5 protein-coding genes are annotated in these 12,686 nt (G+C 69.8%); all 5 read left to right on the top strand.

What is annotated here, in order from left to right; all coding sequences use genetic code 11:
* Positions 1 to 232: 232 nt before the first annotated feature.
* The 5 genes from CFB39_RS28395 to CFB39_RS28375 all read left to right on the top strand — a co-directional run bounded on the left by CFB39_RS28395 (position 233) and on the right by CFB39_RS28375 (position 12,505).
* Entirely contained in the window at positions 233 to 892 is a 660-nt protein-coding gene (locus CFB39_RS28395) for a YdcF family protein (RefSeq protein ID WP_089475321.1), read from the top strand.
* Positions 893 to 943: 51 nt separating this feature from the next.
* Complete coding sequence (locus CFB39_RS40370) at positions 944 to 1,105, top strand: hypothetical protein (RefSeq protein WP_179257739.1); 162 nt, start codon at positions 944 to 946, stop codon at positions 1,103 to 1,105.
* A gap of 382 nt (positions 1,106 to 1,487) precedes the next feature.
* Positions 1,488 to 9,497 carry an autotransporter-associated beta strand repeat-containing protein gene (locus CFB39_RS28390; protein ID WP_089475320.1) on the top strand — a complete coding sequence of 2,670 codons (8,010 nt, stop codon included), beginning with the start codon at positions 1,488 to 1,490 and terminating at the stop codon, positions 9,495 to 9,497.
* Positions 9,498 to 9,651: 154 nt separating this feature from the next.
* Positions 9,652 to 11,874, top strand: coding sequence for an amylo-alpha-1,6-glucosidase (locus CFB39_RS28385; protein WP_089475319.1), 2,223 nt, complete (start codon positions 9,652 to 9,654; stop codon positions 11,872 to 11,874).
* A gap of 379 nt (positions 11,875 to 12,253) precedes the next feature.
* The gene (locus tag CFB39_RS28375) at positions 12,254 to 12,505 is read left to right on the top strand and encodes a hypothetical protein (RefSeq protein WP_011354368.1); all 252 of its coding nucleotides are present in this window, start codon (positions 12,254 to 12,256) and stop codon (positions 12,503 to 12,505) included.
* Positions 12,506 to 12,686 lie beyond the last annotated feature (181 nt).

Here is a 12,686-nt window from a genome sequence, read left to right as displayed (position 1 = left end):
CGGGTCGTGCCGGCCGGGCGTCGCCGAGCGGCGCGCGCATGTGCATCCATTCGATCTCCGTATTGCGTACCCGCTTCGCCGGGTAGGTGTCTCCGGTCGACTTTCAGGAAGGCCGTCCGCCGTCCGGCATCGGTCCGTTGCGTGGACACCCGAACGCGCACCGTGCTAGCGTGACGCGCCCGTCCGGGGCGGGGCAAGCCGCTACGCCCGACGACCTGAGAGACCGAAAACCTTGAAAAACCACACCAAACGGGGCGTGTTTGCCCGCCTGGGCCGCCTGCTGGCCGTCGTCGCGTGCCTCTGGATCGTCGCGGCCGTTGCGCTCGTCGCGTCCGGGATGCGGATGCCGAGCGAGCCGGCCGACGTCGCCGTGATCTTCGGCAACGCGCTCGACGAGGCCGGCGCGCCGAAGCCCGTGCTCGCCGCCCGGCTCGACGTCGGCGTGCGCTGCTACCGCACGGGGCAGTGCCCGGCGTTCCTCGTCAGCGGCGCGATCGACGGCCCCGGGCTGAACGAGGCGACCGCGATGCGCGACTATCTCGTGGCGCGCGGCGTGCCGGCCGACCGGATCGCGGTCGACGACCAGGGCGACAACACGCTCGCGACCGCGCAGCACACGCTCGCCTATCTGCAGGCGCATCGCGTGTCGCGCGTGGTGATCGTCAGCCAGTATTACCACCTCGCGCGGGCGCGCCTCGCGTTCGAGCGCGTCGGCATCGCGCGGGCGGACATCTCCGCCGCGTATCCGCGCCGTTTCCAGTTGCGCGACGTCTATTCGAGCTGGCGCGAAGTGCCGGCCTACGCGGTGTATGCGGCGCGGCTGTGGGTGAACCCCGATGCGCGACCGGTTTCGTTCCGGCCGATGCTTTATCTGTTGAGCCTGTTTTCGTAACGGGGGATGGTGTTCGGCCGATCCGCGACGGAGATCCAAAGGATCGGCTAAATGTCGGATTTGCTTTCCTTTTGTCTGATGAATAACGGCGCGGGGAGATTATCTCGTGTCGATATTTTCCGGGCGTGGGGATATTGCGTTGCAATAAATCATCGTGATAATCGCACGGATATCGGTATTTTCACCGAGGCGGTTGATTCCCGTATTTTTTGATAAATATCAAATTAGCGGGCAAGCGGCATACGAAATTGCCTGTCTGAAGCGCCCCGATAAGTAAAAAATACGCGCTCGCTGCACCCCTGATATGCAAGGGTAAAGATCGACTGGAAAAGCCTGTTTTTTTGAACTAGCCTTGTCTGACAAAAGCAGGGCGGTAATCAAATCAACCAGAAAATCGCTGCAGAAAAAACAGGGGCCACCGACATGTCATTCGACTAGTTTCACGCCTGCCTGCCAGGGCCAATTAAAGATTCGTCCATGAATTAGCCGGCGTCGCATCGCGACAGCCGGGGGGTACGCTTTTGTCCGCGATTTTCTGCGGCCGGCTGTTCGATTTCACGGTAATGCCAATTCCAATAACATGACGAGGGAAAGCATGAATCTTGCGCGTTCGAAAAAATCCGGCGAACCGTTTCCGAAATTGCTGTTGCCGACGGGCGTTTTCCTGGCGCTGTCCGGCGCCGGTATCGTGCCCGCCTATGCGACCTGTAGCACGGCGGGCACGACGGTGACCTGCTCCGGGGTCGCCAACCCGCTGGCGCCGAGCTATTCGAACAGCGCGAACAACGTTCATGCCACCGTCAACGCAGGCGCGAGCGTTGGCGTGCTGCTCGGCGTCGGTGGCACCGCGATGTCGCTGACGGGCAGCAATACCCAGCTGACCAACAACGGCACGATCGACCCGTCGGCGCTCGGCACCGGCCTCGGCGTGCTGTCGAGCGGCACGGTGATCGGCAACGCGGCGGCGAGTGCCGGCACCACCGTCGTCAACAACGGCACGATGAACGGCTCGACCGGCGTGGCGATCAGCGGCGTGACGGGCATGGCGCTGTCGGTCCAGAACGGCACGGGCGGCACGTCGACGATCAACAACACCGGCACGATCGGCTCGAACCCGCTGGTCGGCGCGACCCTCACCGGCGCGGATGCGCCCGTGGTCGCCGCGTACGGCGGCGCCACGGTCAACATGACGAACAGCGGGACGATCACCGGCCGCGTGTCGCTCGGTTCGAACGGCACGCCCGGGGCGGGCAATACGTTCGTCAACTCGGGCACGATCAACGGCAGCGTGTCGATGGGCGCGAACAGTACGAACACGTTCACCGCCGTGACGGGCTCGTCGGTCAACACGGCGGGCGGCACCGGCGGCGCGCTCAACATCACGGTCGGTCCGATCACGCTCGGGGTCGCGGCGACGGGCACCGTCGACGGCGGCGCGGGCGGCGACAACACGCTCAAGCTGCAGCAGGGGGCCGGCGCGAACGGCACGATCGCGGCCAACAACTACATCAACTTCAATCACGTCGATGTCCAGAGCGGCAACTGGACGATCAACGGCGCGTCGACCGCGCAGGACGCGACGCTCGCGGGCGGCGTGGCGATCATCAACGACAACGCGTCGCTCGGCACGGGCACCATCACGGCCACCGGCGGCGCGCTGCAGGCGGGCACGGCCGGGCTCAACGTCTCCAACAACGTGACGCTCAACGCGGGCGGGCTGACGGTGCAGGGCGCGACCGGGCTCACGCTGTCCGGCACGGTATCGGGCGGCGGCGCGCTGACGAAGAACGACAGCGGCACGCTGACGCTGTCCGGCGCGAACATCTACACGGGCGGCACGAACCTGAACGCAGGCGGCCTCGTGGTCGGCAACAACGGGGCGCTCGGCACCGGTGCGCTGAACGTCAACGGCTCGGCCACGCTCGACTCGAGCACGAACGCGACGCTCAACAACACCGTCAATCTCGCCACGGGCACGACGCTGACGGTCGGCGGCAGCAACAATCTCGGGCTGGCCGGCTCCATCAACGGCAACGGCGGCCTCGTGAAGAACGGTGCGGCGACGCTGACGCTGACGGGCACGAACACCTATACCGGCGACACGACGATCAACAGCGGCACGCTCGCGCTGGGCGCGGGCGGCAGCCTCGCGGCATCCGGCACGGTGAACCTGAGCAGCGCGGGCGCGACGTTCGACCTGAGCAACGCGTCGGGCACGCAGACGGTCGGCGCGCTGGCGGGCGCGGCCGGCTCGAACGTGAACCTCGGCGGCAATTCGCTGACGTTGAACGGCAGCGGCAATGCGACGTACGCGGGCACGATCGGCGGCACGGGCGGCGTGACGCTCTCGGGCACGGGCACGCAGACGTTGACCGGCGCCAACGTGTACACGGGCGGGACGAACCTGAACGGCGGCAACCTCTCCGTCGGCAGCAATACGGCGCTCGGCCTCGGCGCGGTGAACGTGAACGGCTCGTCGACGCTCGACGCGACCACCAACGTGTCGCTCGCGAACGGTATCAACATCGCCACCGGCACGACGCTGACACTCGGCGGCAGCACGAATCTCGGCCTGAGCGGCACGGTGTCGGGTGGCGGCGGTCTCGTGAAGAACGGCGCGGCGACGGTGACGCTGTCCGGCGCGAACAACTACGCCGGCGGCACGACCCTGAACGCCGGCGGCCTGGTGCTCGGCAACAATGCGGCGCTCGGCACGGGCGCGCTGACCGTCGGCGGCGCGGCGACGCTCGATACGAGCACGAACCTGTCGGTCAACAACGCCGTCAACCTCAACACCGGTTCGACGCTGACACTGGGCGGCAGCAATGCCCTCACGCTGAACGGCGGCATCGCCGGCGCGGGCGGTCTCGTGAAGGACGGCGCGGCGACCACGACGTTGACGGCCGCGAACACCTACACGGGCGGCACGACGATCAACGCGGGCACGCTGGCGGTGGGCGCGGGCGGCAGCCTCGCGGCGACGGGCGCGGTGAACCTGGCCGGCGCGGGTGCGACGCTCGACGTGAGCGCCGCGACCGGCGCGCAGTCGATCGGTGCGCTGTCCGGTGTCGCCGGGACGAACGTCGCGCTGGGCGGGAACGCGCTGACGCTGGGCGGAACCGCCAGCGGCACCTTCAGCGGCGCGATCGGCGGCACCGGCAGCCTGACGCTGGCCGGCACCGGCACGCAGACGCTGAATGGCGCGAGCACCTACTCGGGCGGCACGAACCTGAGCGGCGGCAGCAGCGTGGTGCTCGGCAACAACAGCGCGCTCGGTACCGGCACGGTGAACGTCGCGGGCGCGGCAACGCTCGACACGAACACGAGCGTGTCGGTCGCCAACGCGGTCAGCCTTGGCAACGGTTCGACGCTGACGCTGGGCGGCAGCAATGCGCTCGCGTTGAGCGGCGGCATTTCCGGCGCGGGCGGTCTCGTGAAGAACGGCCCGGCGACCACGACGCTGACGGGCGCGAACACCTACACGGGCGGCACGACGATCAACGCGGGCACGCTGGCGGTGGGCGCCGGCGGCAGCCTGGCGGCGACGGGCGCGGTGAACCTGGCAGGCGCGGGCGCGGCGCTCGACCTGGGCGCGGCGACCAGCGCCCAGACGATCGGTGCGCTGTCGGGTGTCGCGGGGACGGTCGTCAACATGGGCGGCAACGGGCTGACGCTCGGCGGGACCGCCAGCGGCACCTTCAGCGGCGTGATCGGCGGCACCGGCAGCCTGACGCTGGCCGGCACCGGCACGCAGACCCTGACGGGCGCGAACGTCTATACGGGCGGCACGAACCTGAACAGCGGCGGCCTGGTGCTCGGCAACAACGGGGCGCTCGGCGGCGGCGCGCTGAACGTCGGCGGCGCGGCGACGCTCGACACGAGCGCGAGCCTGTCGGTCAACAATGCGGTCAATCTCGGCACCGGCGCGACGCTGACGCTCGGCGGCAGCAACGCGCTCACGTTGAACGGCGGCATCACCGGCGCGGGTGCCCTCGTGAAGAACGGCGCGGCGACGACGACGCTGACGAGCGCGGCCAACTACACGGGCGGCACGACGATCAACGCCGGCACGCTGGCGCTCGGTGCCGGCGGCAGCCTGGCGGCGACGGGCGCGGTGAACGTGGCGGGCGTGGGCGCGACACTCGACCTGAGCGGCGCGACGGGCGCACAGACGATCGGCGCACTGAGCGGCGTCGCCGGCTCGGCCGTGAGCCTCGGCGCGAACGGCCTGACGCTGAGCGGGACCGCCAGCGGCAATTTCGGCGGCACGATCGGCGGCACCGGCGGCCTCACCGTGGCCGGCACGGGCACGCAAACGCTGTCCGGCACGAACACGTACACCGGCGGCACGACCATCAACGGCGGCAGCACGCTGGCGCTCGGCGCGGGCGGCAGTCTCGCGTCGACGGGTACGGTGAACCTCGCCGGCATGGGTGCGACGTTCAACCTGAGCGGCGCATCGGGCCCGCAGGCGATCGGCGCGCTGACCGGGGTGGCCGGCACTAACGTGAACCTCGGTGCGAATGCGTTGACGTTGAACGGCAGCACCAATGGCACGTTCGGCGGCGTGATCGGCGGCGCCGGTAGTGTGACGTTCGCGGGTACCGGCACGCAGACGCTGACGGGTGCGAATACGTACACGGGTGGCACGACGATCAACGGTGGCAGCACGCTGGCGCTGGGTGCGGGCGGCAGCCTCGCGTCGGGCGGCGCAGTGAATCTCGCCGGCGCGGGCGCGACGTTCAACCTGAGCGGCGCATCGGGCCCGCAGACGATCGGCGCGTTGAATGGCGCGGCCAGTACGAACGTGGATCTGGGCGCGAACGGGCTCACGCTGAGCGGCGCCGCCAGCGGCACGTTCGGCGGCGTGATCGGCGGCACCGGCAGCGTGACGTTCGCGGGCACCGGCACGCAGACGCTGACGGGTGCGAACACCTACACGGGCGGCACGACCATCAACGGCGGCAGCACGCTGGCGTTGAGTGCGGGCGGCAGCCTCGCATCGGGCAGTGCGGTGAATCTCGCCGGCACGGGTGCGACGTTCAACCTGAGCGGCGCATCGGGCCCGCAGATACTCGGCACGCTGAGCGGTATCGACGGCACGAGCGTGAACCTGGGCGCGAATGCGCTGACGTTGAACGGCAGCACCAACGGCACGTTCGGCGGCGTGATCGGCGGTACGGGTGGCGTGACGTTCGCGGGCACCGGCACGCAGACGCTGACGGGTGCGAACACCTATACGGGCGGCACGACCATCAACGGCGGCAGCACGCTGGCGCTGGGGGCGGGCGGCAGCCTCGCGTCGGGCGGCGCAGTGAATCTCGCCGGTGCGGGCGCGACGTTCAACCTGAGCGGCGCATCGGGCCCGCAGACGATCGGTGCGTTGAATGGCGCGGCCAGCACGAACGTGAACCTCGGCGCGAACGGGCTGACGTTGAGCGGCACCGCCAGCGGCACGTTCGGTGGTGCGATCGGCGGCACCGGGGGCGTGACGTTCGCGGGCACCGGCACGCAGACGCTGACGGGCGCGAATACCTACACGGGCGGCACGACGATCGACGCCGGCAGCACGCTGGCGTTGGGCGCGGGCGGCAGCCTCGCGACGGGTAGCGCCGTGAACCTGGCCGGCACGGGCGCGACGTTCAACCTGAGCGGCGCATCGGGCCCGCAGATACTCGGCACGCTGAGCGGCATCGGCGGCACGAGCGTGAACCTGGGCGCAAATGCGCTGACGTTGAACGGCAGCACCAACGGCACGTTCGGCGGCGCGATCGGCGGCACCGGCAGCGTGACGTTCGCGGGCGCCGGCACGCAGACGCTGACGGGCGCGAACACCTACACGGGCGGCACGACGATCAACGGCGGCAGCACGCTGGCGCTCGGCGCGGGCGGCAGCCTCGCGTCGGGTAGCGCAGTGAATCTGGCCGGCACGGGCGCAACGCTCAACCTGAGCGGCGCATCGGGCGCGCAGACGCTCGGCACGCTGTCCGGCGGCGCAGGCACGAACGTGAACCTCGGCGCGAATGGACTCACGCTGAACGGCAGCGGCAACAACACGTTCGGCGGCGCGATCGGCGGCACCGGCAGCGTGACGTTCGCGGGCGCCGGCACGCAGACGCTGACGGGCGCGAATACCTACACGGGCGGTACGACGATCAACGGCGGCAGCACGCTGGCATTGAGTGCGGGCGGCAGCCTCGCGTCGGGCAGCACGGTGAATCTGGCCGGCACGGGGGCGACGTTCGACGTGAGCGGCGCGACGGGCGCGCAGACACTCGGTGCGTTGAACGGCGCGGGCGGCACGAACGTGAACCTCGGCACGAATGCGCTCACGCTGAACGGCAGCGGCAACGGCACGTTCGGTGGCGCGATCGGCGGCGCGGGCGGCGTGACGTTCGCCGGCACCGGCACGCAGACGCTGACGGGCGCGAACACCTACACGGGCGGCACGACGATCAACGGCGGCAGCACGCTGGCGCTCGGCGCGGGCGGCAGCCTCGCGTCGACGGGCGCGGTGAGTCTCGCGGGCGCGGGTGCGACGTTCGACGCGAGCGGCGCGACAGGCGCGCAGACGATCGGTACGTTGAACGGCGCGGCCGGCGCGACCGTCAATCTCGGCGCCAATGCGCTGACGTTGAACGGCAGCGGCAACGGCACGTTCGGCGGGACGATCGGCGGCACGGGCGGCGTGACGATCGCCGGCACCGGCATCCAGACGCTGACGGGTGCGAACACGTACACGGGCGGCACCACCATCGCGGCCGGCGGCGCGCTGCAACTCGGCAACGGCGGCACGTCGGGCAGCATCGCCGGCAATGTCGTCGACAACGGCGCGCTGATCGTCAACCAATCCGGCAACGTGACGATCGCAAGCGTGCTGTCCGGTGCGGGTTCGCTCACGCAGGCCGGCAGCGGGCAACTGACGCTGACGGGCACCAGCACGCTGAGCGGCCCGACCACGGTCAGCGCGGGCACGCTCGCCGTGAACGGTTCGCTCGGCCAGTCGACCGTGACCGTGCAGAACGGTGCGACGGTCACGGGCATCGGCACGATCGGCGGCCTCGTGGTGCAGGGCGGCGCGACGGCGGCCGCGTCGCAACCGGGCGCGGCGCTGAACGTGGGCGGCAACGTCACGTTCCAGCCGGGCTCGACGTTCCAGGTCGCGGCCTCGCCGCAGCAAAGCGGCAGTCTCGCCGCAAGCGGCACGGCGACGCTGAACGGCGGCACCGTGCAGGTGCTCGCGAACCAGAGCGGCTACCAGCCGAGCACGACCTATACGATCCTTTCCGCAGGGTCGGGCGTGCAGGGCACGTTCAGCCAGGTGAATGCGAACTACGCGTTCCTCGCGCCGACGCTCAGCTACGATCCGGATCACGTATACCTGCGGCTGGTCTCGAACGGTACCGCGTTTCCCGATGTCGCGACGACGCCGAACCAGCGCTCGGTCGCGGGCGCGCTCGGCGGGCTCGGCGCCGGCAACCCGCTGTACGACGCCGTGGTGACGACCGATGCGACGACCGCACGCCGCGCCTACGGGATGCTCGACGGCGAACTGCAGGCGAGCCTGAAGAGCATGCTGCTGCTCGACAGCCGCTATGTGCGCGACGCGGTGACGGATCGTGTCCGCCAGGGCCTCGCGCCCGGATCGGGCCCGCTCGCGGCGCTGTCGTCGGGGGGCGCGGCCTTGTGCGGCGACAACACGGCCGGCGCGGTCGACCCGACGCTGCCGCCGGAACGCCGGATCGGCTCGCGTGACGGCTGCTACGGCGGCACGCCTTACCAGCCGGTCGTCTGGGGGCAGGCGTTCGGCGGCCGCAGCCGGCTCACCGGCGACGGCAACGCGTCGACGATCAACCGCAGCATGACGGGCTTCATCGCCGGTGCCGACATGGCGCTCAACGACAAGTGGCGGGCGGGCCTGGCCGCGGGCGTCACGCACAGCTCGCTCGACAATGACCAGAGTTCGTCGGCGTCGGTGAACAGCTACTACCTGTCGCTGTACGGCGGCGCGCAGTACGGCGCGCTCGGCGTGCGCGGCGGCGCGTCGTACACGTGGTACCGGATCAACAGCGACCGTTCGCCGGGCTTCGCGGGCTTCTCCGATCACGATTCGGCCGGCTACGACGCGAATTCGGCGCAGGTGTTCGGCGAAGTCGGCTACGCGCTGCCGGTCGGGCCCGTGGCGATCGAACCGTTCGCGGGCCTCGCGTATGTGAACCTGCACACCGACGGCTATACGGAAACCGGTGGCGCGGCCGCGCTGCGCGCCGGCGGCGAGACGACGCACGTCGGCTTCTCGACCCTCGGCGTGCGCGCGGCGTCGCAGCTCGGCTCGATCGCGAGCGGCACGTTCACCGCACGCGGGACGGTCGGCTGGCGGCATGCGTTCGGCAACGTGACGCCGTCATCGGCGTTCACGTTCGCGAACGGCGGCACGTCGTTCCAGGTATCGGGCGTGCCGATTGCTCGCGACAGCGCGGTGCTCGAGGCCGGCATCGACGCGAACATCACGAAGCGCCTGACACTCGGCCTCACGTACAGCGGCCAGTACGGCAGCGGCGTGCGCGACAACGCGATACTCGGCAACATCCTGTGGAAGTTCTGAGCGGTTACTGATGTGCCTGAACGCGACGCCATGCGGCGACGGCAACGTCGCACGGTGTCGCGGCTTTTTCCTCGCTGCGCACGTTCCCCGTTCTGTCCTATCCTGTGCGAAACACGCGACGCGCCGCGCGTTGCGACCCGACACAGGAGCATCGATGCCGAATCACGCTGAAGCCACGACGACCCAGGCGCCGCAAGTCGCGCCTGTTGCCCCGATCGCACCGACGGGCCCCGCCTTCATCGCGCCTGAAGCCGATCCGCAGGCACTGGCGCGCAACAACCAGTACGTGCTGAAATCCGGCGACGCATTCGTGGTCAGCGACGCGCTCGGCGACATCGGCGGTCACGACGACGGCCTGTTCGTCGACGACATGCGCGTGCTGTCGAAGTGGCGCCTGACCTTCGGCGGTCGCGCGCCGTCGCTGCTGTCGGGCGCGACCAGCGCCGACAACGCGTCGTTCACCGCACACCTGACGAACCGTCCGCTGCCGCCGCTCGGCGGCCACGAAACGCCCGAGGGCGTGATCCACATCGAGCGGATGCGCGTGCTCGCGGGCGACGTGCTTTACGAAGCGCTGACGCTGACGAACTACGGCGCGAGCGAAGCCGAGGTGCCGCTGTCGCTGTCGTTCGCGGCCGATTTCAAGGACATGTTCGAGGTGCGCGGCACGCAGCGCCCGAAGCGCGGCACCGTGGCGGCGCCGCGTGTGGACGCGGGCGCGGTGCGGCTGCGCTATGACGGCCTCGACAGCGTCGAGCGCAACGTGACCGTGCATTTCTCGCCGGCGCCCGATGCGCTGTCGGTCGATCGTGCCGATTACACGCTGACGATCGCCGCGCAGGCCTGCGTGTCGATCTACCTGACCGTCGACGCGACGCTCGGCCCCGCGCATGCGGAAGGGCCGGGATGCGGCCGCGTCGCGCTGCGCACCGCGCTCGTCGGCGTGCACCGCGAGATGCGCGCGCGGCGTGAATCGATGGCGCGCGTGAACACCGGCAATCCGCTGTTCGACGCGTGGCTCGACCGCTCGCTCGCGGATCTCGGGCTGCTCACGACGCAGCTCGACACGGGGCCGTACCCGTATGCGGGCATTCCGTGGTTCTCGACGCCGTTCGGCCGCGACGCGGTGATCACGTCGCTGCAGATGCTGTGGCTGCAGCCGTCGCTCGCGCGCGGCGTGCTGCGCTTTCTGGCCGAGCACCAGGCGCGCGAGACGTCCGCATTCCGCGACGCGGAGCCCGGCAAGATCATGCACGAGTTCCGCCGCAGCGAGATGGCCGCGACCGGCGAGGTGCCGTTCGCGCTGTACTACGGCGGGGTCGATACGACGCCGCTGTTCATCGTGCTCGCGGGCGCATACGTCGAACGCACCGGCGACGATGCGCTGATCGACGAGCTGTGGCCCGCGCTCGAGCGCGCCGCGCAATGGGTGATCGACAAGTGCGACCGCAATCCTTACGGACTGCTCGATTACCAGCGTACGTCGGAGCGCGGCCTCGCGAACCAGGGCTGGAAGGACAGCCACGATTCGGTGTTCCATGCGGACGGCCGCTTCCCGGACGGGCCGATCGCGCTGGTCGAGGTGCAGGCGTATGCGTGCGCGGCGCTCGATGCGATGTCGATGTGCTCGCACCGGCGCGGCCACGCGGCCGATGCCACCCGCTATGCGTTGCGCGCGAAGACGCTGCGCGAGCAGGTCGACGCGCTGTTCTGGATGCCGGAAGGCAATTTCTACGGCATCGCGCTCGATGGTCATGGCGACCTGTGCCGCGTGTTCGCGTCGAACGCGGGCCACCTGCTCGCATTCGGTCTGCCCGACGCGGAGCGCGGCGCGGCGGTCGCCGGCGTGCTCGGCTCGGCGCTGTTCCAGACGGGTTGGGGCATCCGCACGCTCGCGGCCGGCCAGCCGCGCTTCAACCCGATGGCGTATCACAACGGCTCGGTGTGGCCGCACGACAATGCGCTGATCGCGCGCGGGCTGGCGCGCTACGGCGACAAGACCGCCGCGGTGAACCTGCTGCGCGCGCTGTTCGAGGCGGCGGTGAGCTTCGAGATGCGCCTGCCCGAACTGTTCTGCGGGTTCCCGCGCCGGCGCGGCGAACCGCCGACCGCGTATCCGGTGGCCTGCCTGCCGCAGGCGTGGGCGGCCGGTGCGCCGTTCATGATGCTGCAGGCCTGCCTCGGCGTGAGCATCGACGCATCGCGCCACGAGGTGCGCGTCGAGCGCCCGACGCTGCCGGAAGGCGTCGACTGGCTGCGGATCGACGCGTTGCGCGTCGGTGACGAAACCGTGTCGCTCACGTTCCGCCGCGTCGACGGCCAGGTCGTCGCGGCGGCGGAGCAGCCGGGCCGCGTGAAGGTGGTCGCGGTGCTGTAGGGCCTGTTCACGCTAATAACGGGCTTGCGAACGTGCCTTGCCGGCTGCAGTGCAAGAAGCAAGGAGCGCCGTTTGGCCGAGCCAAACAAGCGACGCGCGACGCCGCAATGCGGCCGGCAAGGCACGTTCCCCTGTTTGGAAAAAATCATTCGTGGGGCTGGCCCCCAGAAGGGCCGATCGCCGCGTCATGCTCCTCGCGAATACGTCGAGTATTCGCTTCGTCGCAATCCTTGCGCTCGGCCCTTCTGGGGCCAGCGCAAGCCCGTTATTAGCGTGAACAGGCCCTAGCGCGGCGCGAACGTTGCGCGATGTCGCGCCACGTTCGCGTGCAGCGGCATAGAATCGTGACATGACCCTTGAACGATGGCGGAGGTAGACGATGACGACCGACAACCGGCCCGACGACAGCGAGCACAAGCTCGAGAATCTGGAAGCGGCGGTCGACCACCTGCACAAGTCGATCGAATCGCAGAGCATCGCGGTCGGCGCGGCGAAGGGCATCCTGTTCAGCCTGATCGAAACGCTCGGTGCGCTGATCGGCGATCCCGACCTGCCCGAGCATGCGCGCTCGGGTTACGAGGCGCTGCGCGACAAGGCGAGCGAATTGCGCGGCGGGCTCGACCGGCATTGATGCCCGGATGGCCCCGGCGCCTGCCGCACGGGCCGCGCCGGGGCTGCCCGATTCTGTAGATGAAGCACAAAACCCCGTGCGCTCAAGGAGTTAGGTGGCCGGTACGCAGGATATCCACAAGCTTGCCAACACAATCTGTGGAGAACCGTCCGGCCCCGAGCCGGGTGCGGCGCGGGCCGTG

The sequence above is a fragment of the Burkholderia sp. AU6039 genome (genome assembly GCF_002223365.1).
Lineage (GTDB): Bacteria > Pseudomonadota > Gammaproteobacteria > Burkholderiales > Burkholderiaceae > Burkholderia.
This window is presented reverse-complemented; position numbering and strand designations above follow the sequence as displayed.

Bases quoted from the DNA above. Each gene is read 5' to 3' on its own strand.
- CFB39_RS40370 (WP_179257739.1), top strand. From the start codon at position 944: ATGTCGGATTTGCTTTCCTTTTGTCTGATGAATAACGGCGCGGGGAGA.
- CFB39_RS28390 (WP_089475320.1), top strand. From the start codon at position 1,488: ATGAATCTTGCGCGTTCGAAAAAATCCGGCGAACCGTTTCCGAAATTG.
- CFB39_RS28385 (WP_089475319.1), top strand. From the start codon at position 9,652: ATGCCGAATCACGCTGAAGCCACGACGACCCAGGCGCCGCAAGTCGCG.
- CFB39_RS28375 (WP_011354368.1), top strand. From the start codon at position 12,254: ATGACGACCGACAACCGGCCCGACGACAGCGAGCACAAGCTCGAGAAT.